We start from the raw sequence: 23166 nt of genomic DNA, 5'->3' as shown, positions 1-23166 counted from the left end.
CACTACTTATGATTAAACATCATTTTACCCATTTACATATCACGAAGCAACGAAGGATCTAAATATGCTTTTCCCAAATAACCACTACAGAGTACAGGGCGGGCAAGGATTTCATACGTTTTTGGATACTCTGGTGCTTCTTCAGACCAGACTTCAAATGAATCGAATTCTTGCTTTGAAATCTGATGAAACTCTGAGGTATCAGTTATCCCTGTTAACATCTCAAATACATAAATATCTTCGCCAAATTTCCCGACAGACTGGTATTGGCCTGTTTTCATACGTACATAGTCGGTATATCTGATACTCATGTTATCACTCATCCTTTTATTGATTCTCTAGAATTTATATCGCATGAAATTGTAATGTTCTGTTTAACGATGGCTTTATCCTTGCTTACAATACAACTCGGTAGGACAGGTCTATCGGCGAATAACTATGGTAAACTATTAAAAAAGCATCTTCCAACTATTACAAAGAATACTTTACAACCAAATAGAGGTAAGTATACCGCTAAGCCTAGTTAGAAAGGAGCTTCCATGCGTCGTTTCCAGAAACAACAGATGACATCATTATTCGTACCCATAATTCCAGGTGCAATCATCATTATTGTAATATTTTCTCTTGATTATTTCCAATTTGAACTCGTTGAAAAATTTTTACTGTTTGCCGCTTTTGTTATTGTACCTCTAGTTATTTTATTGTTGAAATATGATGAAAAGAATACTCCTCAACGGATCATATTTACTACTGTGAAGCTTCTTCAATTCCCTGCCGCGCTTTTTGTTCTAGCCTCTATGATGAGCAGTAAAGTTTGGGAGTTACAAGGTACATCTATACAGGGTGCACTTTCTCTAGGTTGGCTATTGCTCACAGGGCTGCTTTGTATGTACGGGATAATCAATATAGTGATACATAAGGGAAAAATAGCAGAAACGGCGATTGGCGCGGGACTCATTTACTTTTTTATCGGGGGTATTTGGTTTACTCTTTACCAGTATCAATTGAACATTTTTCAAGCTAATCCTGACACCCATGCATTAAGTTCGGTTCACTTTCATTTTTCATCTGCTATCGTTCCGATTTTTATTGGTATGCTGGGACGGATCATGACGAAGAAAAGCTGGTATCCATGGGTCGTTGCTATCGATATTATAGGACCCATCTTGATCGCGATCGGTATGATTTTTTCCAAGCCCATCGAGTACATTGGTGTCACTTTGTTTGCTTGTAATATTGTGCTTTACACCACCTATCTCCTTACGTACTTGAAGCGAAAAACATTATATAAAAAAGCAACCTACTTTTTAGTTCTTTCTTGTCTCGCTTTCTACATTGTTATTATCCTTTCGATGTTCTATCCGTTGCTAAAAAAGAGATTTGCTTTAACCATACTTGATTTCATTCCCGTTTACGGATCGCTGTATGCATTTGGATTTGTTTTATTTGGATTAATCGGGTGGATATACATGTTAGACTTTCTCAAGGAAAAAAAGCTTTATAACTATCAGTAGCTTTATAGGCAATGGCGAAATTTAAATTTTCTCGTAGCTTAGAAATAGCAAATATAAATCAATTCCATCCTCATACCTATTTCACCGTACACAAAATAAAACTGCGCTATGGATGCGCAGTTTTATGGATCATTTTGGCGTGGCAGTTGTAAATCCTTGTTCCCGCCGCAACCTCATTCTGTAAATCACAGCTTCTATGACGAGCAGATTAGGAATCCAACAAACCCAAGCAACAGCCCGAAAGCCTGCCTCGAAATCGCCAAACAGGATAATCAGCGGCGTTAACCAGATTCGAAGCATGACCGCTGCAAAAGTAAGCGCATAACTGCGAAGCATCCATTCTTTATGAGCTTGGATGTCTTTGCCCATAATTTTTCTTATTGCAATAAGCGTAGTCGCAACCCACAGTACATCGAGCGACATGAACCCAAGCCCGGCAATCCAACCGCCTGTCGCAAAAATGGATAAATACACATTCACGATCCCACTAACTATAATTGAAAAAACATATACGTACCCGAACAGGCGATGCCAACGTTTTCTGGCATTTGTTGGAGTTATAAATAGTTGAAAGGGTCCTATAATCAAAGCAAATATCGCGGTGAAAATATGGATGTATAGCACATATATCCATGGTTCGAGTTCAAAATTTGGCTTTTGCAATTTGAAAGAGACCAGTCCAGCATTACTAGCGTTAAGAAAGCCATACTGAACAATGGCGTATCCGGCAATCGCAAATGCAAGAATGAACACGAGTCCCCTAATCATTTTATTTCCCATATGAATGACCCTCCTCTGTTGTTGTATGTCAATGAAGCCTGTCGTTTGTGTAACCCATACACGCATTTTCAAAAAGCTCTTTCCTATCGGTAGGATATTTACTCTAAGTATAGGGGATTAAATACTGCGGTCTTTGCCTTTTCTGTCGGAGTCTTTGCCTAATTCAACAGACTTCATCGTTTAATAAAGAAAAATCCGCTAGGCTCCATGCCTGCGGAAATTGAAAATAAGTTTACATGTGCGTTTCACTTCAACTGTTGTTAGTCCTAATGCCACCTTGTGATATCTCTAGTTGGAGGGACTGTTTGTTGTTAGAATAATAGTTCTAGCCTATTTTGCAGTCGCTATCTTTTTACCAGTTCTTAAAAGTTCGCCCTACTTATGATAAGGCTCCCCACGATTAATTTTCACTGCCCGATACACCTGCTCCACGAGTACCAACCTCATCAACTGATGCGGTAACGTCATGCGTCCAAAACATAACTTCTGTTGCGCCCTTTTCAATACTTCATCCCCAAGCCCGTGACTCCCACCGATCACAAACACCACATGACTGCTACCATACGTGCCTAACCGATCCAGTTCACTCGCTAGATCTTCCGAACTCCATAGCTTCCCGTCCAATGTCAACGCAATCACATGCGCATCTGGCTTGATCTGGGACAGTATCCGTTCGCCTTCTTTGTCCTTCACGATCCGTACTTCGGCATCGCTTAACGTATCCGGTGCTTTCGCATCGCTCACTTCAATCGTCTGGAACTTGATATAAGGCGTGAGACGTTTGCTATATTCTGCGATTCCTTGTACTAAGTATTTTTCTTTTAATTTACCGACCCCAATAATCTGTATATGCATGACGTTCTCCTTTAACTATCCTTTGGCTCATCGTGAACCTGTTTACTTTTAAGTGTACACTATCTGGTCTGGGGCAAGCATCTCTTTTCCTACTTATAGGTATAAGCTCATTATTCTACTCCTATGAATACTCTGATAAATTGAAAACTCCCCGCACGCTAACTGTATCTCAGTCGGCATGCAGGGAGCACTTATGAATCCATCTTTTCTTTTATCGGTAGTTAGTAATAGGTTGTGAATACCTTTTTGAAATAATAATGGATTTATTTCCTTTATATACCATATTACTATTTTAATGCTTTGACTACTAAGGCTGCATAGGCACGTGCACCCGATGGATTCAAATGGACACCATCTGGAGCAAAGTACGAATCCTGTCCAGCACTTGCGGAATACCAGTCGATAATCGTAATACGTGAATCTTCTGCGGCGGCATCGCTGAGTGCTTGATTGACCATACTTTCCCACGGGCGAGGAACACGTGTGTTGACTACAATAATCTTCTTCACACTATCGCTTTTCAGATCAGCTAGAAGATCGTCTAATTGTTCTTTGGTAAATGATCCATTGGTTCCGAGTTCCAAGATCACTTTGTGACCTAATTGTCCGTTACGTGAAAGTTGTTGAACAACGCCTGATGCTTCGGTTAATTGTCGTCCAATTTTGCCGTCGATCACAATACCCGGCATCGCTTCACTGAGATAAGGAGCTACATCTAACATCACCGAATCACCAATTGCGCTAATGCCTTTACCGGAAATGGTATCGACTTCTGGCGTTTTGGCAGGCTCTTGATGGGTAGATGTTGATTTTTTCTCTTCGGTACCGGTTTTACTGGTCTCGGTTGTTGGTTGTTTACTTTCTGGTGAATGCTCTGTTGTTGCTTCCGGATCTGCTGTAGGCTGATCGGTTGACATGCCTGACTTCGATGATTCGTTAGGAGTAGGATCTGTTGTTGCTGAGTGAGACGATACATTTTTAGGTGCAGGTGTAATCACTTGGGCTTGATTGACTGCATTCTGCGCTACGGCTGTCTCTTCTTTATCTGTTGTAATTAGATGACTAATGGCTGTTGAAGCTAAGACGAACACGACGACGATCACAGCGCCATGCAACCATCCTCGAGACGTCATATGCTGTAACCGATATCTTAAGCGAAGACTACGGAATCCCTGATGACGAATCGGTTGTTCTACATATCTCCACGATAACTCTGCCAGTAGCAGACTTACTCCGACCTGTATCATACTTTTGATAATAGAAGGCTCTGTTGTACTGACCTGTGAAGTCGAGAGTGTAATGACTGGAAAATGCCATAGATACAGTCCATACGATCTTTTACCTAACCAACGTAAAGGCTTGCAACCCAGTACAATCGCAAGGCGACTTGCTGGATGTGCTAGAACAGCGATAAGCAGTGCTGTGATGATTGCGATCAGTACCATTCCACCACGGTAAAGGAACGGCTGATACTCATTCGTATGCCAGATCATCCAGCCGAGTAGGAATAGAGTGCCGACACCGACCACATCTAATACGGTACGTGCTTGATTGGAGACACGTGCTTTGAGCTTGGCACTTGGCCATACAATCGCAAGCGATGCTCCAATTAATAAAGCGAAGATGCGTGTATCTGTTCCATAATAGACACGGCTTGGATCACTACCCGGTTCGTATAATACAGCCATTAACAATGCTGAGATTGCAGCTAGACTCAGAATCCAACCGGCTAGATTGATACGCTTCGGTAGGAATTTCAGCCCTAATGCAAGTAGCAATGGCCAGATCAGATAGAATTGCTCTTCGACAGCTAGCGACCATAGATGACCTAGCGGTGAAGCTGGACCGAAACTTTCGAAATACGAGACTTTATGGAAAATAAACCACCAGTTGCTCACATATAGTAATGCGGCAGGTACGTCTCCCACTAGAGCAGGCAGACGGGAATGGTCTACAACCAGACACCACAAGACGACTAGAATAACCATAGCGAACATCGCAGGCAATAAGCGTCTAGCACGTCTCATCCAGAAGTCGATCAGATCGAATCGTTGATGACGTTCCCACTGGCTTGCAAGAATATCTGTAATAAGATAACCGGATAATACAAAAAATATACCGACACCTAGTAGCCCACCCGGTGCCCAATCTATATTGAGGTGATACAGTACCACTGCAATAACGGCAAAAGCACGTAACCCATCCAGTCCTGACATGTAACGGTGTTCTTGAAGCGGCTTAGACATGACTGAACCGCCCCTTATGTAAAAGTGCCCAGATCCTATTCATTTCTTCTACCCTTTCTGTACATGTTCCTCATTTATTTACCCATTTTCTATTCTTTTATTATATACAAGCTTACTATGCAGAGAATCTCAGCAAAGTTAAAAAATAATGACAGTAACGTCAAAGTATTGATCACCATACCATATCAAAAAGCACATACACTCTGTTCGGGCAAAAGGAAATAAGGAACCGTGCTTACGGTTCCTGCCCCTTTTGATCCGTTCATGATCTGTACGTGCTGGTTAGAATGCCTATTGGTTATAAATTCATGATTACATTCGTTTGATTTCTCTATCTACAACGCCATTTCATGAATGCTTAAGTCACTGTATAGTAGTTGCGATCTTGTTACCTAATCGATCAGACAACTAAAAATTCAGCATGTTGTTCGCAATAACTACATTTTGCAGGCGGGTCCCAGTCCGAAAATTCGGTCTCTTTTAGATCGACAACATCCGGTGCTTCTTCCAATTCATCTACGAATTCTTCCAATGCTTTTTCAATGTGTTCTTTACATACGACATACATCAATAGGGTCAAGCTCCTTTACTGGTTCAATATCTATATAGGTGAAGTGGTTAATCCGGCTTGGACTGAAGTTGAAGTGTAGCACTCTTCTTCACGTCATCCCGATAATAGGTGATCTCAAGCGAATCACCGACCTTCTTATGATTATACAAATACTTGCGTAAATCAAGTGTTGAAGCCATTTTTTCTTGATCCAATTGTACAATAATATCATCTGCCAGAATACCAGCTTCTTTAGCGGGTCCACTCGCTTCGACCACAATAATACCTTCTGTTACGCCTTTCGGCAACTCCGGCTTTTTATAGTCTTTCTCTTGCTCATCGAATAAACGATAGGCATTTTTATTATCAAAATCGGTTGTGTACACACCCAGATAAGGACGACTGATTTTGCCATTTTTAATCAATAAATCGACATTTTTCATCACTTCATTGATCGGAATCGCAAATCCAAGTCCTTCGACTCCTGTATCCGAGATTTTCATCGTATTGATACCGATTACTTGCCCGTTCAAGTTCACCAATGCCCCACCACTATTGCCTTCATTGATTGCGGCATCAGTCTGGATCACATTTTGTTCCCAATCATATGTACCATCTTGATTCAATGATACTGGAATTAAGCGATTGTTGTAGCTGATAATACCTGATGTCATCGTACCATTAAATCCTAGTGGATTGCCAATAGCCATCACCGTCTCACCCAGTTGAAGCTGATCCGAGTTGCCTAATTGAGCGATTTTGTCGATGTTTTTACTGCTAATCGATAACACCGCAATATCGCTGATAAAGTCGGTTCCGACTACAGTCGCAGCTAATGTTGTGCCATCACTAAGAACGGTTTTCACTTGATCGGCATCTTGAATCACATGATTGTTGGTAACGATATAAGCTTTACTACCTTCTTTGCGGAAAATAACGCCCGATCCAAGTGCCGATTCATTCAGTGTAGACGACTCATCCTGATAATTTACAATACTCACCATCGCAGGTCGTACTTCATTGGCGACATGAATTAACTGTTCATAGGGATTACCGTCTGTTGATTGCGCCATGGTCGGTACGATACTACTGGCTACAACAGATGATGAACTATCGCTACTATACCATCCAAATAGGCTTACAATAATCATTACGGTCACAGCACTGCTGATAGAACTTACTGCTATGACTTTGAAAGTAGATCCTGATCGTGAACGTTGAGTCAATGAACGCTTTCTTCTCGATAAAAAGGGCACAGACATGTTACGTTTGGATCGTCGTGATACTTTGGTATTGTAGAAATCATCATCAAATAAGCTCATCCTGATCGCCCCTTCGCTTGTCTATGCTAATCAGATCAAATATATGATTTCAATTTTACCAAAAATAACCATTTTGTGAACATAAATTTATTTATCGCTTATCGTGTCCCATGGTGTTGGGCGATCATAATACGTTTCACATAGCTTAAATTCATGATCTTTGTAAAAGCACCCTCTACTTTCCATCGCATCACGTACAGTTAACTTTGCCAGTTCCATCATATTGTGATCACGACTCAAGTGAGCCAGATACGTCCGCTTGGTTTTGCGTGTTAACAGCTCACTTAATGCTTCGCCTGCTGCATCGTTGGATAAATGACCGATATCGCTAAGAATACGTCGTTTGGTATTCCACGGATATCTGCCCATACGCAACATTTCAACATCATGATTCGCTTCAAGTACTAACACATCTGAGCCAGAGATACTTTGCATCACTTTATCACTAACATATCCCAGATCGGTAGCTAGACTGAGCTTCTCATCTCCATCTGTAAAAAAATAACCGACAGGCTCTGCGGCGTCATGCGAGATACCGAACGATTCAATCCGCATCGAACCAAAAGTAAGATGATCGCCTGTTTGCATAATCTGTTTTTGTTCAGGTGATAATTTACCGATCGAGCGTTCCATCGCACCCCATGTTTTTTCATTGGCATAGATCGGTAATTCGTATTTACGAGCGACAGCGCCTAATCCTTTAATATGATCAGAATGTTCATGTGTAATCAGAATCCCGTGAATCTGTTCACCGGTTAGATCACGCTCTTGTAACAATTCACCGATTCGGCGTGCACTTAATCCAGCATCGATTAATATCGTTGCATCTTTATTTTGAACAATGGTCGCATTGCCTGTTGATCCGCTTGATAAGACTGTAAACTGTATTCCCATGTGTCTACTCTACTCCTTATTTTCTGCCGCTGGAGGAACAATCACTTCTCCATTTACTGCTTGTACATAATAAAAGGCTCCACTATCCAGAGCAACACGCCATACCGGTACAGCGAGCTGATGAGTCGTATCCAGTGTCTGCCCGTAAAAGCCGAGCGCTATATCTTTCACTACCGAACTTTCAGGTAATTCTTTTTCGATTAAAGTACCCAATGCATTGGATGCCGATATAATTTCTTGCTTGGGTTGGTCTTGATTGGAACTTACCGTCCATTGAGGCTCAATATAAGATGTAATCTTCTGATTACTATAATACAACTGTAAATTCATATTAAATAGAGGAAGATCACTATTAATGAGCGGATGCATCATAAAGATACTTTCTTCGCTCACTAATGGATCATACCGATAATTTTCAATATCAGGAATTTCGTTGGATAATTGATTGCGCAATTCATCTTCGTTAAAGATCAATTGGCTATCTACAGAACTTTTGAGCTTAATGGGTGTTGGTACAACATCTTGCCCTGTATATTGATAGATCACTTTGGACAAGATCGGTGTATCTCTTGGAATCTGTGCAGTCACCTGAATATGTTTGTCTTCCATCGCTTGCTGCGCATTATCGCTTAATGAGGTAAAGTCCAGATTGGATTGGGCTTGATCACGTACATCCACCCACAACTGATATCCCAATAAAACGTTCAGCAATAAAAAAGCACAGATCAGTACGCTTTTGGCTCTTCCCCAATCCATCGTGGACCTCCCAAATCATGTTCATTTTTTCATACTTATAGACGTATTGCTTGATGTTAGGACAATACTTTGACCATCTTGTAGCTTCACCATCCAGACTGGATTGAGTACGACCACTCCATTACCAAGTGTTGGACGATAAGCTGGATAGATATCACGAATCGTCTGATCCGCTGGAATCTGAGCTTTGATCATATTTTGCAACACTTTCCCTCCAGGTAACGCAATCACTTTCGCCCGTGAGATATTCGATTCATTAAGGGGCGGATTGTTGATACCTGTATACAACATCGAGCGTTCATAAGAAGATACCGTTCCATGTTCCATCACTAGCTTCATATACCCGAACTTTAATTTCTCAGTATCGACGATTGGATAAGACTGAATATACTGACGGAAAATAAATTCTTTATCATTACTTGAGTTATTATCCATCAGCAACATATAAGAGCCCGGCCAACCACCATGTTGATTCACAAAGTCAATCGCAGACAATACATTATCCGATACATTATTCGTACCTGTTGTCGGAGCTGTAGGATCGGTATATGTCATCCATTTCTGCTTGGTATCGACCTGTAGACTTCGCTTACTATCGGTATAGATTTCTGTTCCATTTTCCTCATTAATATTACGTGTAGCCCCTGGGTCGAAAAACAGATTGCGTTGCATCTGTTCAGTGGTGTACATTTCAAGCTTCAAAGTTAGCGATTGAATCTCTAGTGCTGTCTGCGGAATATAATAACTGTTCGTTTGATACAGATAATTGGTTGCTGTTGTATTCATTAACGTCATCTGCTGAATATCAGCGCTTGTCCAATCTAGATCTGTAGCTTCATAGACCACATCTCCACTCGCACTGAAAAAGAAAGCGCGTGGCTTGGTACTATTGGCTGTATTGTAGATCCAGATTCGGTTGACAGTATCCCCTTCAAATAGTGAATCAGGGCTGATATCAAGCGTTCGTTCTAACAGGCTGACAGGAATACCACTACTGAATGTCATTTCCAGTCCTGCATCGTTACGAACTTCATTCCAATTCACTGTCTGTACCGATAGACGTCTAAACTGACTAAAATTACTGCCTTTTAGACGACTATAAATCGCATTATAATTCGATGAGGCTGGATAGAACACCGTATGCTTATTATTTTTAAGATGCAAAATCATCTGATCTGGAAAAATAGTATTCTCTATACTGGTACGTGGGCCTATATCTTCTGTCTGTACATAACTGGCTTCCGAATTAGCCACTGAATCAGCTCCAGGCATTCGGTAAATCAAATAATAACTTTGCACCAGACTGACTACAATCAAGCCTACAAGTAAGATGGATTTGATATTTTCTCTCAATGTGCTCCATCTCCTTCTTCATGCAAAGGTAGCGTAACTGTGACTTTGGTCCATTGTCCGAACTCGGATTCTAGAGAAATATGTCCTTCATGAGCAAGCACCATTTCCCGGGCAATAGAAAGCCCTAATCCAGTTCCACCCATATTACGAGAACGTGCTTTGTCTACCCGATAAAAGCGTTCAAATATCCGATTCAAGTCTTGTTTTGGAATACCTATTCCTGTATCAGTCACCGTTATAGCGACCATTCCATCTTCTGTACCATATGCACCCAGTGTCACTTTACCACCATCCGGTGTGTATTTTAACGAATTAGAGACTAGATTATCGAGCACTTGATCCATATGATCTCGATCAATCCACACACTCCCTACATCTGCATCCAGATCAGTAGCCGATTTAATATCTTTTTGCTGCATTTGAACAGAAAAGCGATCAATCGTATCTTCTAATAACTCTCGCACATCGGTACGTTGTTTGCGTAACATCGCTTCACTTGAATCTAAGCGTGATAAATGAAGCAAATCGGTCACCAGACGAATCATACGCTGGGTTTCATTTTGGATTACACCAATAAATCGTTCTGCAAGTGCTCGTTCTTCTAAAGCACCATCCTCCAGTGCTTCTGTGTAGCTCTTAATCGTTGTCAGTGGTGTACGCAATTCATGCGATACATTAGCGACAAATTCACGCCGTGCTCCTTCAAGCTTTTCTTGCTCCGTAACATCTTGTAAAACAGCAATAATACCCGTAATACTTTCTTTACGGCGATGAATCGGACTGAATGTGACTCGTACAATTGAAGAATTACCTTCATGTTCTTCACCAAGCTTCAATACGGTGCGTCGCAGTGTACCCTGTAAAAGTTTGGTACGTTCATTTTCAGGAAGATATAGAAGGTCTGCTAATTCTTTGCCTACAATCTCTTCTTCACTGACATTCATCATCGTTCCAGCCACACGATTCATCAAAATAACGCGTCCTTGCTCATCTGTAGCGACCACGCCATCACTCATATTTTTTAGAATAGAAGCCAGTTTATCTTTTTCTTCTTCATTCTGTGCGAGGGCATCACGCAGACGACTGGTCATATAATTAAAAGCTTCACTGAGCTGACCAATCTCATCGTCACTATAGACAGTCATCTGATGATCAAAATTACCTTCCGCTACTTCTTTGGCTCGGCGGGTCATTTCTTTGATCGGTTGTGTAATCGTATGCGCTAAAATCACGCCTAACACAGCTGTTAAAGCCAGTGCAATCAGAATACCGGAAAGGAAAATACTATTGATCCGCTTCATCGTGCTATATAATTCTTTCATGGAAGCAACAATATAGACAGCACCTACTGTTTTGCCACCACTAATTACGGGCTTGGCAACAACACGTTTGCGCTCTCCTGTCTCATCAATAATATACTCTTCGTTATCACTTATCCCTTGTAGCGCACGACTGACTACCGTCTGTGTATTACGCCGACCTTCCAGATCAGTGCCTGATTCCAGAGAGGAAATCACAACTCGTCCGCTGATATCCAGCACTTGGATTTCTTGAATCTCTGTTCCACTCATATTGTACAAATTATCCACCATCAACTTCAGATCGTTGATCGCATTGGAACCTGCTTCTCCGCTACCTGACCATTTATCCGCAGCCAGTACAGAAAGTAATTCTGCCCGTTCTTGGAGATCCTGAGTAAAATTACTGGTTAATGAATTTTTCATAGCGCTCACAAAATAAACGCCGATTAACTGCATGGCGATCAAAATAAGCAATACATAAATAATGATCAGCCGTGCTTGAATCGTACGGCTGAACCCTGGAAGCAATGGAAATCTGCGCTTCACGTTACAGTCCTCCTGATTTGGGACTACGCATCATATAACCTAGACCACGACGCGTCAAAATATACTCTGGCTTACTAGGATCATCTTCAATCTTTTCACGTAAACGACGAATCGTCACATCGACTGTACGTACATCGCCAAAATATTCAAATCCCCATACCGCTTGCAGTAAATGTTCACGAGTCATCACTCGCCCTGCATTTTTCGCCATATAGTACACCAATTCGTATTCGCGATGAGTAAGATCAAGTGGCTGATTTTCTTTATACACCATATACATATCGGTATCAATAAATAGCTCGATCAAACGGAGCCCTTTTTTCTCTTCTTCTTTGGCAGCTGGTGCAGTTGGTACAGCTGTTAATTTTTGCTGACGACGAATCTGTGCTTTGACCCGTGCTAATAATTCGCGTGTGCTGAACGGCTTAGTGACATAATCATCTGCACCTAGTTCTAACCCGAGCACTTTATCAATCTCAGCATCTTTAGCAGTTAACATAATAATAGGCATATGCATACGTGTGCGTATTTCCCGACATACATCCATGCCGTCTTTTCCCGGTAACATCAGATCCAATAAGATCAAATCCGGTTCTTCTGTAAATGCTAATTCAACAGCCGTTATTCCATCAAATGCACAGATAACTTCATAACCTTCTTTTTCTAAATTGAATTTTAATATATCTGCGATCGGTTGTTCATCATCGACAACCAAAATTTTTCCCTGCATTTGTATTATTCACCCCATGCCTGCCTGTTATGCTTTCATTTTAACATATCCCTTTACTCCACGACATCATTGGTATCAGGCAATTTCAATCTATAGATATAAAAATACAGCTTCTATACTCAAAGTATATAGAAGCTGTATGGAATCCATTCTATTCGATTTATGGTAAGTAACCTAGTGGATTCTGGATCACCCCACCTGTATGCACTTCAAAGTGTAAATGAGTTCCTGTTGAATGCCCTGTGTTACCCATGACGCCGATATGTTGTCCTTTTTCGACAATCGCTCCAGTGCTTGTATCAATCTGGCTCAAATGACCATATAGCGTCTCATAGCCATTGTTATGATTAATAATAATGACATTTCCATAACCTGTCATCGTTCCTGCATAGCTGACCACGCCATCATCAGCTGCCATTACAGAAGAACTACCTACCAGATCGATCCCTTTATGCGTTTTGCCCCAACGTTGTCCATACGGACTGGTCACGCTCGCACCGGATACAGGCCACATGAAATTACCTGAACCTTCGCCTTGTACCACTTTAGTACCCTTGATAATCACTTTAGGCGATGATTTCTTAGTCACTTCCTGACCTAACCATTCTTCGCGAAGCATTTGACCATTTTGCTTGGTCACACGATAATCGATTCGTTTGAGTCCTTTACTGCCTTGAGCGACAACTTTGGACTCCCCTTCACGCATCGTTTCGCTTTTGCGAATCTCTACAGCTGGCTCTGTCACAATTTGCTCCGAATAGTCTTCAAATGTAGTTACAGTAATTGGAGGTTGCGGCACAGTTAACATCAGTTCATCACCGATCTGCATCGCCATTTCGTCGATTTTCGGATTATTCGCAAAAATCTCTTCTTGTGTAATATCATGGTCTGCTGCAATAGAACTAATCGTATCACCTTCACGTACCACATAAGTAGTTGGTGATTCTACACCAGTCATCATCACTTTCGCTAACTGAGTACTGCTTAACAATTTATTTGGATTAGCTTTGATTTCAGTCGTTGATACTTTTTGTTTCAATGTTACTGATTCTAGGCCTGTGACTTGTTTAGGATAAGCTTTCTTTGAGGTTTTGGTAGATGCTTTAGCAGATACTGCTTTTTTCGTATACTTCTTTTTGACCTGTTCTAGTGCTGCATCAATCACTTTTTGATCTTTGACAACACCGATCACTTTACCATCTATATTGACATCTACACTTTTAGCATATGCCGTTAGCATACCGTCCAGTGTTTTGAGTGTATTTGCAGAATTAACCTGTGCTTTATATGCACGTTCTTCGGTTGTTGTTATACCATTAGTGTTCAGTACCATTGTCGCTTTTGGATATTTCTTTTGATACGCAGCACGCTTTGTAGTAAAAAGTTGCTGTAATTCTTCTTGATGCAAAATCGTTCCAATCGCTTGTCCTTTAACAGACACCACATAATATGGAATTGTATTCGCAGTCACATACTGTGTACCTGCCCAAATAAGCCCCCCGACAACCACCAGACTTCCAGCAGCGATCATCAGCCGACGACGCATTTTATGTTTTCCCTGACGAATCGAATCTACTGTGATCGTATACCATGGTGAAGATGTTTCTGGCTGATCGGTAGATTGCTGTTCACTCTGCACTTCTAACTGTGGATCACGCGACTGATCTTGCTCGGGCGTGTTCCCCATCCCCAGTTTACTTTTAAACCCTTTCATGACCGTCTCCTTTTATCCTTATCCCTGTTCATGGTTAGATACTTTATTAGTGAAGTTCAGTTAATTATGTGTATGATATATGCTAATTATTAAAATTTGTCATTTAAAAGTGTCAAAAAATTAACCTTTTCTACTCCCCGTTTACTTTACCATAATCTCGACAAAATTTTCAACTTTACTCTTCATTAACATTTCACTTCTAAATGAACTAGATTAAAGAACAGCAAAAAAGACACCCTCACGGATGCCTTCTCTGAATATAGCTATAGTTTATGCTTCATCTATAGGACTTACTAGGATTAAATCAATATTAGATATAAATCGGTGCTACTTGGTTCGTCTGTTCACGGTTACGTCCAACTGAGAAAATAGCAATTGGAATACCTGTAAGTTCAGATACGCGACTGACATAGTTACGTGTAGACTCTGGCAATTCGTCCAATGTCTTCACGCCTGTAATATCTTCGCTCCAACCTGGCATTTCTTCATATACTGCTTCACATTCAGCAAGCATTTTAAGACTTGCAGGATAGTGGGTAATAAACTCACCTTTGTATTTATATCCTGTACAGATTTTCACTGTATCCAGACCTGTTAATACATCCAACGAGTTCAAAGACAATCCTGTGATTCCACTTACACGACGAGCATGACGAACAACCACACTATCGAACCAACCTACACGACGCGGGCGACCCGTTACTGTACCGTATTCATGACCTTTTTCACGGATGGTATCACCTGTTGCATCATTCAATTCTGTAGGGAATGGACCATCACCCACACGAGTCGTGTATGCTTTCGCTACACCGATGACTTGTTGAATTTTGGAAGGACCTACACCGGAACCGATACATACTCCACCAGCAGAAGGATTAGATGAAGTAACAAATGGATATGTACCTTGGTCGATATCCAGCATCACACCTTGTGCACCTTCAAAAAGAACACGTTTGCCAGCATCAATAGCATCATTCAATACGACAGATGTATCTTGTACATACTTACGTAAAAATTCTGCATATTCCAAGTAATCTTTCAAGATTTCTTCGACTTCTACAGGCTCGCCGCCATAGACTTGAGTAATCACTTGATTTTTTTCTTTCACTTGATGACGCAATTTAATTTCAAATTCTTCTGCATCCATCAAATCAGCAATACGGATACCCGAACGAGCGGTTTTATCCATATAACAAGGGCCAATCCCTTTACGAGTTGTACCAATTTTGTTAGGACCTTTACGATCTTCTTCCAAAATATCAAGTACCATATGGTAAGGCATAATCACGTGAGCACGATCGCTGATTGTTAAGTTCTTCGTCGTAAACCCATTGTCATGCACATATTTAATTTCTTCGATCAATGCAGATGGATTAATAACCATACCGTTACCGATCACACAAGCTTTATCTTCGTAAAATATTCCAGAAGGAATCATCGTTAATTTGAATTTTTTCTCATTGATTAGGATGGTGTGACCTGCGTTGTTACCACCTTGATAACGTGCAACAAGATCAGCACTCTCTGAAAGATAGTCGGTAATTTTACCTTTGCCTTCGTCTCCCCATTGCGTTCCCACAACGACTACAGTTGACATGAAATCATTCCTCCGTAGGTGTTTTTATACACCGTGAATTTGAGCTGTCCGTTGCAAAAAAACAACTGATCAACAGCGAATATAATGCAAACAGCCAGACAGCATGAAAACTTCCTTGCGAGGAACGGTCAGACGTGCGCCAATGATAATGATCCGTTTCGCAGTGGAAGGGCGTAGCAGTGCTGTAACGCAAAGACTTACTAAAGCAATGTAAGCTTTTCAACACCATTATCAGTGTAACAGGCTGCTTTTTTAAAGTCAAATAAAAAGCGAACAATACATTCAATTAAAAATATTATCGTTCGGAAATACTCACTTAACTTCTCCATACTCCACCTTTACTCAACGTCAAACCGCATTTTTGGTAAAAATAAGCATGTTCTTCTGTAAACGTACACGTTACAATTTCGATTTGATTGTACCGGGCTTGTTGTAATAGTGTACGTACCAAGCTTGTCCCAAGATGCTGATGACGGTAATCCCGATGGATCAGAATATCTTCTAAATAACCATGTTGCAAGCCCATACCTGAGATATATCCAAACGCAATTAGTCGCTGGTGTTCATCTCGCGCGCCTGCATAAAACTGACAACGTTCTAATAAAGCAGGATAATCTTGCTCTCGACGCTCCCACCCTACCGCTTCACGCAGATCTGGTACTTCGTGAGGTTCTATAGATAGATTGATGGTTATTGGTTTTTTCATTTATTACGCTCCTTCAAAAGGAAGTTAGCATTTAATAGTGATTCTACAAAAGAAAAGAACCGCCTGAGCAGTTCTTTTTATATATTGATTTTCAATTGTTTGCGTAGCTCTTCTAATTTGGAACCGATCTGTTTGGCCCCATCTTCAGATAAAGGTGCATGCATAGTAAGGGTATGAACAGTATTCATGTCTTGCTCCGACTTACCGTATAGGCGTGAGTATCTACGAGGTATCACTGATCTTGCCTTTTGCAAAGCAGAATATCCATAATTTCCACGTCGTATTTTGTTTGTCATTGGCATCACATCCTCTCTCTGTAGTATACCATAATCAAAGATTTACCTATAGCTGGATCAAGCAAATAACGTGGGTGATGATCTATATGTCCAACGAACTGAGCACGATATACACGTTCATAATAATCAATTAAATTTGTTTTGGGTGTAAGCACTACAAAACCATCAAACCCTGCATCAAAACTAATTTTATAAGCACATGCAAACAAAACCTTACCTATATTAATATAAGAAACTCCACGTCGATGTAGCGGAGATTTTTCAACTAAAGCAAGTTCTACAAACAAATTATTCTGATCTTTTCGATATGCCAAACAGCCATGAATAACACCATGGCTGTCGACTAATTTCAGAGCGGTAAATATAGAGTTAGATTGTAAGTAAAGGCTCCAATCAAATGAAGATTCCCAACCTAATTTAGCAGAAATGTGTGGAAGATCAGATTCAGTTAAAGGAAAAAATTCAGCAAATATAATAACACCCGCTGTATCTTCAAGAATCCAAGGCACTCTATACACTCCTCTATATCTGTACTTAATCACTATTAAGATAATATTATTTATCGCTAACCTGCAAACATATCCGATTGCACACGTTCATAGTTCACGAATTTATTAAAGTTTTTCAAAAATACAAGTTCAACAGTACCTACCGGACCATTACGCTGTTTGGCAATAATAATCTCGATAATATTTTTCTTTTCTGTATCTGCATTATAATAATCATCACGATACAAGAAAGAAACGATATCCGCATCCTGCTCAATCGAACCGGATTCCCGCAAGTCAGACATCATCGGACGTTTATCCTGACGTTGCTCTACACCGCGGCTCAGCTGAGACAAAGCAATAACCGGTACAGACAATTCACGAGCAATTTGCTTCAGTGTACGCGAGATTTCAGAGACTTCTTGCTGACGGTTTTCGCCTGCTTTACCGCGTCCCGAAATGAGCTGAAGATAATCAATTACGATCATACCCAGACCTTTTTCTTTTTTCAGACGACGACATTTAGCACGAATCTCTGAAACGGTAATTCCGGGTGTATCATCAATATAGATTTCGGCTTCAGACAGAGAAGAAATCCCCATCGTGAGCTTCGCCCAATCTTCATCACCTTTGAATTCACCGGTACGCATTACATTCGCATCCAGATTGGCTTCCGCACAGATCATACGTTGTACCAGCTGTGCAGCCGACATCTCTAGACTGAAAATAGCTACCGTTTCTTTGGCACGTACCGCTACATTTTGCGCAATATTTAGTGCAAATGCCGTTTTACCTACCGAAGGACGAGCAGCCACAATAATCAAATCGCTTCGCTGAAATCCAGCTGTCATTTTATCCAAATCAACGAATCCAGACGGAATACCTGTTGTATTTCCACTGTTCTGATGTAGAATTTCAACCCGTTCAAATACTTCCATCAACACATCACGAATCGCGATAAAGCCACTACCTGTACGGCGATTGGAAATTTCCAAAATCCGTCGTTCGGCATCGCCAAGCATACTGCCGACATCTTCGCCGCCACCATATCCTTCGCTTACGATCTGTGTTGCAGTTCGAATCAATCGACGTAACATCGACTTTTCTTCGATAATTTGAGCGTAATAATCAACGTTAGCTGCTGTTGGAACTGCATGAGCAAGCTTCGCCAGATAACTAACGCCGCCAATATCTTCTAACTGTGATCGATCTTGTAATAACGAAGTTAATGTAATCAGATCTATCGGCTGATTTTCTTCACCGAGATTAACCATTGCTTCATAGATCAGTTGGTGTGATTTATCGTAAAAATCCTCGCTGTCTACCCGTTCCATCACTGTAATTAACGCTTCCGACTGAAGCAAGATCGCTCCGAGTGCCGCCTGTTCCGCTTCTACATTCTGTGGCGGAACCCGATCGTAAAACATTTCGCCGCCCATTTTTACTCCTCAGTAACTTGGACTTTGAGCGTTGCTTTAACATCATGATGTAATTTTACAGCAACTTGTGTTACACCCAGTGTACGAATAGGCTCATCCAATTCAATTTTACGTTTATCGACTTTATGTCCTTGTTTGCTCAAAGCTTCTGCAATTTGTTTGCTGGTAATCGCTCCGAATAAGCGTCCACCTTCACCTGATTTAGCTTTCAAATCAATCGTCAAAGCTTCTAATTGTTTAGCTAGTACTTCTGCTTCTTCTTTTTCTTCTTGCTTTTGGCGTTCTACCGCTGCTGCTTGGTTTTCAAGAATTTTGACATTACCACCTGTTGCTGGTTTAGCATGACCGTTTTTGATCAAGAAGTTTTGTGCGTAACCGTCTGCCACCTCTTTTACTTCACCTTTTTTACCGCTACCTTTTACGTCTTTCAGAAAAATAATTTTCATTCAAATAACCCCTCTTCCTTTTCCATTTGATCTAGTACTTCACGAAGTCGTGACTCCGCATATTCAATACTACCTTCAAGCTGAACAGCTGCATTGGTCAAATGACCGCCGCCACCTAATCGTTCCATCACGACCTGTACATTCATTTTACCAAGAGAACGGGCACTAATTCCAATCAAGCCGTCCATTCGCTCGCTAATCACAAATGAAGCATGTACATTATTCATATTTAGCAGCGAATCTGCTACCTGTGCAATCAGCAATTGCGGAACCTGATGACCTGGTTCGGTTACTGCTAATGCCACATGGTTATGAATAATTTTGGCGTGTTTGATAATTTCAGCTTTGGCGATATAATCACCTAAATCTTCTTTAAGCATTCGCTGTACCAATACGGTATCCGCACCATTACGACGTAAAAATCCTGCCGCTTCAAATGTACGTGAACCGGTATGTAGTGCAAAATGCTTCGTATCTACAATAATACCTGCTAGAAGCGAAGTGGCTTCCAGTGTTGTAAATTGTACTTTATCATGAATATATTGCAATAGCTCGGTCACAAGTTCACAGGTAGAAGAAGCATACGGCTCCAGATAGACCAGAACAGCATCATTGATAAATTCTTCTCCGCGACGATGATGATCCACTACGACAACACGCTTCGCCCGATCGACTAACTTCGGCTCAATCGTCATCGAAGATTTATGCGTATCGACTACAACTAATAATGTCTGTTCAGTCATCGCATTGAGTGCTTCATCCGGTGTAATAAAGCGTACCGATAAGCGCTCATCCAGTTCGATCCGTTCCATCATTTTCTCAATTGATGGATTCACTTTATCCAGCACAATATACGCATCTACATCATACATATCTGCTGCTTTGAGCATTCCGATCGCTGCACCGACAACATCCATATCCGGTATTTTGTGACCCATAATAAGAACTTGATCACTATCTAGCATAAGATCACGTAGCGCATGAGCAATAACACGTGCACGTACTCTGGTACGCTTCTCTACTGCATTAGACTTCCCACCATAAAAGGATAGACGTTGATCTGCTTTGACTGCTGCCTGATCTCCACCGCGTCCTAGTGCCATATCCAGACTGGATTGTGCCAGTTCACCAAGCTCACTGATACTACCTGCCCCGAATCCTACACCTACACTAAGTGTTAATGGCACTTTGAGATCAGCTGTCATTTCTCGAATCTCATCCAAAATCACAAATCGACTTTGTTCCAATTCACGTAATGATTTCTGATTCAGTAACAATAAGTAACGCTCAGAGGATAATCGTCTTACATAAATGCCGTAATTTTTAGCCCAATCAGTAATTCGTGTCGCTACACGAGCGATTAAGCTAGTCCGTTGTTGATCATCCATACCTTGTGAAGCTTCATCAAAATTATCTAAAAATACAATACCCAGTGCTAGACGTTCTTCTTCATGACGATCACGCAGATCGGCAAATGTCGTTACATCTTGCAAATAAATCAATCGTTCATCCGGTAAAATAATCAATTCGATCGTCAAATGTCCATGTGGCAATTCAAAGCGTACTTCTTTCGAAGATTCTTTACGTGCTTCTTCTTTAGCCTGCTGATAAGCATCCACAAATCGAGGAAAACATTCTTCAAGCGATGTACCGACCAACGTTTTGCGTCCAAACATACTTCCGATATACCGATTATGCCATTCAACTGTATATTGATTGTCGTACAAAATAAGACCAAAAGGAAGCGTACTGACCGCTTCCTCTTCTACACGCCTGATCCGAAAAGATAATCCAGCAATATACTCATCTAATTCCCGTCGAAATGTAAGCTCTGCACGAAGTAAAGACACACCGAACAAAATCACACAGCAAAGTGCAGCCAGTCCGATAATCCAATTGAACCAAGACAGCAAAATGACCAGAACCAGCATAAGCAGAGATGCCCATACTGTTCGATAACCATGCCAGCGGTTTAACAAAAAATTAGGCATCATTCATCACCTTACCGTTTCGGTCTCGTAATATATTCGCGGAGCGGGAAAGCTAGATCGATAATACCAACAATCCGAAGTGGAGGAATCAATACCACCACTAGAGATAATAGAAACGGAAGAAACGAATTCCATTTCCGATGATGCGCCATAAAGAATACAAATCCGATCGTTTGGATCGTAAATGCAATATGTACCAGCGGCATAAAATTAAGCACAAACGCTGCCAATACACCTGTTATATTGCTAGCTACGAAATACTCTAAAAGTACAGCAAGCAAATAATACCAGATCAAAGAACGTGGTAATCTCCACTCACGCGCAGGTCTTAATTTAGAAACCGAATAATTCATACTTTCCAAAATTGGACGACAGATCGCATGGGTGATCACAACCATTGTAAATGAGCTGATAATCAATGCGAAAGGAATCATTTGTAGCGTATAGTTCCATAATCCACGCACAAATTCCGGTGAGAAAATATCAGCAATATCTGGATTGATATCTGCCATCGCTCGCATAGGAGCTACAGAGAATTCTACAATATCTTTAACATAGACGGCGAGATTAAACTTATAAACGACAGTAGCAAAAATGAGCAATAGCAACATTTCTACAAGGGTAGTGATGCCTGTCGTAAATATGACTCGCAAAGCAGAAGCATTTTTCTTGTACAATCGTCCCATAACAATACCAGGTACCATAAAGAATATACCAAGTACCGCTACATAAATGCCTAACCTACCTTCCAGTTGAATCGCTACGATCATCGTAATCAACCAGATCGGAACCAGGTGCATAATGAATTGGCGCAGGTTTAGTGTCGAGTACAGCACGACTACAGGCACAATCAGAAAAAATATCGTTATAATGGATAATGAAGTTAATAAAGACAGCAACAGAAGCAAATAAGCTATACTCCATGCCACCGATGTCCAGCGCAATTTCAAAACATTCACCTCTTACCTACATGTTATTCAGCAATTAGCTAAAAAAGATTTACTCATCATTATAGCATAAACGCCAATAAACACACATCGATTTATCAATACCGCTTACGTAACTTTCATATTCTTAGCCATTCTTGATTTTTCAGGGCTATACTCCCCGCTACGTACAAATTGCTCACAATATTCTATAATCTGACTACGTCTAACAATACCTATAAAACGATTCATATCATCGACAACTGGTACAAAGTTCTGCACTTTTGCCAGATTGATCAAATCTTCCATATTGGCATCGATCGATACAGGTTTATTATCTTTTTGCAAAGGTACATCTGACATGAGAAATTTAGAAGCGTTCTCAAAAGTCACTTTACCTTCTGAATTTTTCATAAACCATAGCAGATCGCCTTCTGTAACTGTACCTGCGTAGCCTCCATCTTTATTCAACATAGGTACAGAAGTATAACGATGGTATTCCATTCTTTCAAGCGTCTGACGTAGTGTCGAATTAAGGGTGACACAAACGACCTCCTGCTTCGGTAGCAGAAAAAACGCAATATTCATGAAAAATCCTTCCTCTCATCATCTCAAAAACTCTAACATGATCTTATTCTAAATCCTTATTTCTTACTCCATACGTTTATGCTCAATCCTGTACAGTACGTAATAAGAAATACTTCGTTTCAGGATTC

The 23166-nt window shown here is 40.8% G+C and carries 22 protein-coding genes; 1 reads left to right on the top strand and 21 read right to left on the bottom strand.

The window, feature by feature from the left end; translation table 11 throughout:
* Nucleotides 1–32: 32 nt before the first annotated feature.
* Nucleotides 33–311 (bottom strand): hypothetical protein, encoded by a 279-nt coding sequence (locus PTI45_RS04820; protein ID WP_069326416.1) that lies wholly within the window; start codon nucleotides 309–311, stop codon nucleotides 33–35.
* Nucleotides 312–539: 228 nt separating this feature from the next.
* Between PTI45_RS04820 and PTI45_RS04815 the strand changes: the two genes are divergently transcribed.
* Nucleotides 540–1514 (top strand): YndJ family transporter, encoded by a 975-nt coding sequence (locus tag PTI45_RS04815; RefSeq protein WP_069326415.1) that lies wholly within the window; start codon nucleotides 540–542, stop codon nucleotides 1512–1514.
* A 129-nt stretch (nucleotides 1515–1643) separates the two neighbouring features.
* Here the strand turns inward: PTI45_RS04815 and PTI45_RS04810 are convergent, their stop codons facing one another.
* The 20 genes from PTI45_RS04810 to PTI45_RS04715 form a co-directional block, all read right to left on the bottom strand.
* Nucleotides 1644–2294 (bottom strand): DUF2306 domain-containing protein, encoded by a 651-nt coding sequence (locus tag PTI45_RS04810; RefSeq protein WP_083243351.1) that lies wholly within the window; start codon nucleotides 2292–2294, stop codon nucleotides 1644–1646.
* A gap of 375 nt (nucleotides 2295–2669) precedes the next feature.
* Nucleotides 2670–3149 (bottom strand): 23S rRNA (pseudouridine(1915)-N(3))-methyltransferase RlmH, encoded by a 480-nt coding sequence (gene rlmH, locus PTI45_RS04805; RefSeq protein ID WP_069326414.1) that lies wholly within the window; start codon nucleotides 3147–3149, stop codon nucleotides 2670–2672.
* A gap of 287 nt (nucleotides 3150–3436) precedes the next feature.
* Nucleotides 3437–5395 (bottom strand): acyltransferase family protein, encoded by a 1959-nt coding sequence (locus tag PTI45_RS04800; RefSeq protein ID WP_069326413.1) that lies wholly within the window; start codon nucleotides 5393–5395, stop codon nucleotides 3437–3439.
* A gap of 400 nt (nucleotides 5396–5795) precedes the next feature.
* A complete protein-coding gene (locus PTI45_RS04795; RefSeq protein ID WP_069326412.1) occupies nucleotides 5796–5963 on the bottom strand; it encodes a CxxH/CxxC protein in 168 nt (55 codons plus the stop codon).
* Nucleotides 5964–6013: 50 nt separating this feature from the next.
* Nucleotides 6014–7267 carry a S1C family serine protease gene (locus PTI45_RS04790; RefSeq protein WP_069326411.1) on the bottom strand — a complete coding sequence of 418 codons (1254 nt, stop codon included), beginning with the start codon at nucleotides 7265–7267 and terminating at the stop codon, nucleotides 6014–6016.
* A gap of 87 nt (nucleotides 7268–7354) precedes the next feature.
* Complete coding sequence (locus PTI45_RS04785) at nucleotides 7355–8161, bottom strand: MBL fold metallo-hydrolase (protein ID WP_069326410.1); 807 nt, start codon at nucleotides 8159–8161, stop codon at nucleotides 7355–7357.
* Between the two features lie 9 nt (nucleotides 8162–8170).
* The gene (gene yycI, locus PTI45_RS04780) at nucleotides 8171–8917 is read right to left on the bottom strand and encodes a two-component system regulatory protein YycI (RefSeq protein WP_069326409.1); all 747 of its coding nucleotides are present in this window, start codon (nucleotides 8915–8917) and stop codon (nucleotides 8171–8173) included.
* Nucleotides 8918–8938: 21 nt separating this feature from the next.
* Nucleotides 8939–10270 (bottom strand): YycH family regulatory protein, encoded by a 1332-nt coding sequence (locus PTI45_RS04775; RefSeq protein ID WP_069326408.1) that lies wholly within the window; start codon nucleotides 10268–10270, stop codon nucleotides 8939–8941.
* On the bottom strand, nucleotides 10267–12117 hold the full coding sequence (walK, locus tag PTI45_RS04770; protein WP_083243350.1) for a cell wall metabolism sensor histidine kinase WalK: 1851 nt from the start codon (nucleotides 12115–12117) through the stop codon (nucleotides 10267–10269). Before walK ends, PTI45_RS04775 begins: the two co-directional genes overlap by 4 nt.
* Before the next feature lies 1 nt (nucleotide 12118).
* On the bottom strand, nucleotides 12119–12847 hold the full coding sequence (yycF, locus tag PTI45_RS04765; protein ID WP_069326407.1) for a response regulator YycF: 729 nt from the start codon (nucleotides 12845–12847) through the stop codon (nucleotides 12119–12121).
* Nucleotides 12848–13007: 160 nt separating this feature from the next.
* Nucleotides 13008–14561 carry a peptidoglycan DD-metalloendopeptidase family protein gene (locus PTI45_RS04760; RefSeq protein WP_069326406.1) on the bottom strand — a complete coding sequence of 518 codons (1554 nt, stop codon included), beginning with the start codon at nucleotides 14559–14561 and terminating at the stop codon, nucleotides 13008–13010.
* A gap of 310 nt (nucleotides 14562–14871) precedes the next feature.
* Nucleotides 14872–16158, bottom strand: coding sequence for an adenylosuccinate synthase (locus tag PTI45_RS04755; protein WP_069326405.1), 1287 nt, complete (start codon nucleotides 16156–16158; stop codon nucleotides 14872–14874).
* 316 nt (nucleotides 16159–16474) lie between these two features.
* Nucleotides 16475–16864, bottom strand: coding sequence for a GNAT family N-acetyltransferase (locus PTI45_RS04750; RefSeq protein WP_069326404.1), 390 nt, complete (start codon nucleotides 16862–16864; stop codon nucleotides 16475–16477).
* Nucleotides 16865–16941: 77 nt separating this feature from the next.
* Nucleotides 16942–17160, bottom strand: a complete 219-nt coding sequence (locus PTI45_RS04745; RefSeq protein ID WP_069326403.1) for a hypothetical protein — start codon at nucleotides 17158–17160, stop codon at nucleotides 16942–16944.
* Nucleotides 17161–17165: 5 nt separating this feature from the next.
* Nucleotides 17166–17669, bottom strand: a complete 504-nt coding sequence (locus tag PTI45_RS04740; RefSeq protein ID WP_069326402.1) for a hypothetical protein — start codon at nucleotides 17667–17669, stop codon at nucleotides 17166–17168.
* Between the two features lie 56 nt (nucleotides 17670–17725).
* Nucleotides 17726–19087, bottom strand: coding sequence for a replicative DNA helicase (gene dnaB / locus PTI45_RS04735; RefSeq protein ID WP_069326401.1), 1362 nt, complete (start codon nucleotides 19085–19087; stop codon nucleotides 17726–17728).
* 2 nt (nucleotides 19088–19089) lie between these two features.
* The gene (gene rplI, locus PTI45_RS04730) at nucleotides 19090–19533 is read right to left on the bottom strand and encodes a 50S ribosomal protein L9 (protein ID WP_069326400.1); all 444 of its coding nucleotides are present in this window, start codon (nucleotides 19531–19533) and stop codon (nucleotides 19090–19092) included.
* Complete coding sequence (locus tag PTI45_RS04725) at nucleotides 19530–21524, bottom strand: DHH family phosphoesterase (protein WP_069326399.1); 1995 nt, start codon at nucleotides 21522–21524, stop codon at nucleotides 19530–19532. The genes rplI and PTI45_RS04725 overlap by 4 nt, the downstream gene beginning before the upstream one ends.
* Before the next feature lie 11 nt (nucleotides 21525–21535).
* Nucleotides 21536–22483 (bottom strand): DUF2232 domain-containing protein, encoded by a 948-nt coding sequence (locus tag PTI45_RS04720; protein WP_245703419.1) that lies wholly within the window; start codon nucleotides 22481–22483, stop codon nucleotides 21536–21538.
* A 96-nt stretch (nucleotides 22484–22579) separates the two neighbouring features.
* A complete protein-coding gene (locus tag PTI45_RS04715) occupies nucleotides 22580–23038 on the bottom strand; it encodes a CBS domain-containing protein (protein WP_069326397.1) in 459 nt (152 codons plus the stop codon).
* Nucleotides 23039–23166: the final 128 nt, after the last annotated feature.

This window comes from Paenibacillus nuruki, assembly GCF_001721045.1.
In the GTDB taxonomy this organism is placed as follows: domain Bacteria; phylum Bacillota; class Bacilli; order Paenibacillales; family Paenibacillaceae; genus Saccharibacillus; species Saccharibacillus nuruki.
The sequence above is the reverse complement of the archived record's forward strand: the minus strand, read 5'-3'. Positions and strand labels throughout refer to the sequence as shown.

Coding starts and splice junctions, on each gene's coding strand:
- rlmH (WP_069326414.1), bottom strand. CDS start 3,149: ATGCATATACAGATTATTGGGGTCGGTAAATTAAAAGAAAAATACTTA.
- yycI (WP_069326409.1), bottom strand. CDS start 8,917: ATGGATTGGGGAAGAGCCAAAAGCGTACTGATCTGTGCTTTTTTATTG.
- PTI45_RS04750 (WP_069326404.1), bottom strand. CDS start 16,864: ATGAAAAAACCAATAACCATCAATCTATCTATAGAACCTCACGAAGTA.
- PTI45_RS04745 (WP_069326403.1), bottom strand. CDS start 17,160: ATGACAAACAAAATACGACGTGGAAATTATGGATATTCTGCTTTGCAA.
- PTI45_RS04820 (WP_069326416.1), bottom strand. CDS start 311: ATGAGTATCAGATATACCGACTATGTACGTATGAAAACAGGCCAATAC.
- PTI45_RS04810 (WP_083243351.1), bottom strand. CDS start 2,294: ATGGGAAATAAAATGATTAGGGGACTCGTGTTCATTCTTGCATTTGCG.
- PTI45_RS04800 (WP_069326413.1), bottom strand. CDS start 5,395: ATGTCTAAGCCGCTTCAAGAACACCGTTACATGTCAGGACTGGATGGG.
- PTI45_RS04755 (WP_069326405.1), bottom strand. CDS start 16,158: ATGTCAACTGTAGTCGTTGTGGGAACGCAATGGGGAGACGAAGGCAAA.
- PTI45_RS04785 (WP_069326410.1), bottom strand. CDS start 8,161: ATGGGAATACAGTTTACAGTCTTATCAAGCGGATCAACAGGCAATGCG.
- PTI45_RS04795 (WP_069326412.1), bottom strand. CDS start 5,963: ATGTATGTCGTATGTAAAGAACACATTGAAAAAGCATTGGAAGAATTC.
- PTI45_RS04760 (WP_069326406.1), bottom strand. CDS start 14,561: ATGAAAGGGTTTAAAAGTAAACTGGGGATGGGGAACACGCCCGAGCAA.
- PTI45_RS04715 (WP_069326397.1), bottom strand. CDS start 23,038: ATGAATATTGCGTTTTTTCTGCTACCGAAGCAGGAGGTCGTTTGTGTC.
- PTI45_RS04790 (WP_069326411.1), bottom strand. CDS start 7,267: ATGAGCTTATTTGATGATGATTTCTACAATACCAAAGTATCACGACGA.
- PTI45_RS04725 (WP_069326399.1), bottom strand. CDS start 21,524: ATGCCTAATTTTTTGTTAAACCGCTGGCATGGTTATCGAACAGTATGG.
- PTI45_RS04815 (WP_069326415.1), top strand. CDS start 540: ATGCGTCGTTTCCAGAAACAACAGATGACATCATTATTCGTACCCATA.
- yycF (WP_069326407.1), bottom strand. CDS start 12,847: ATGCAGGGAAAAATTTTGGTTGTCGATGATGAACAACCGATCGCAGAT.
- rplI (WP_069326400.1), bottom strand. CDS start 19,533: ATGAAAATTATTTTTCTGAAAGACGTAAAAGGTAGCGGTAAAAAAGGT.
- dnaB (WP_069326401.1), bottom strand. CDS start 19,087: ATGGGCGGCGAAATGTTTTACGATCGGGTTCCGCCACAGAATGTAGAA.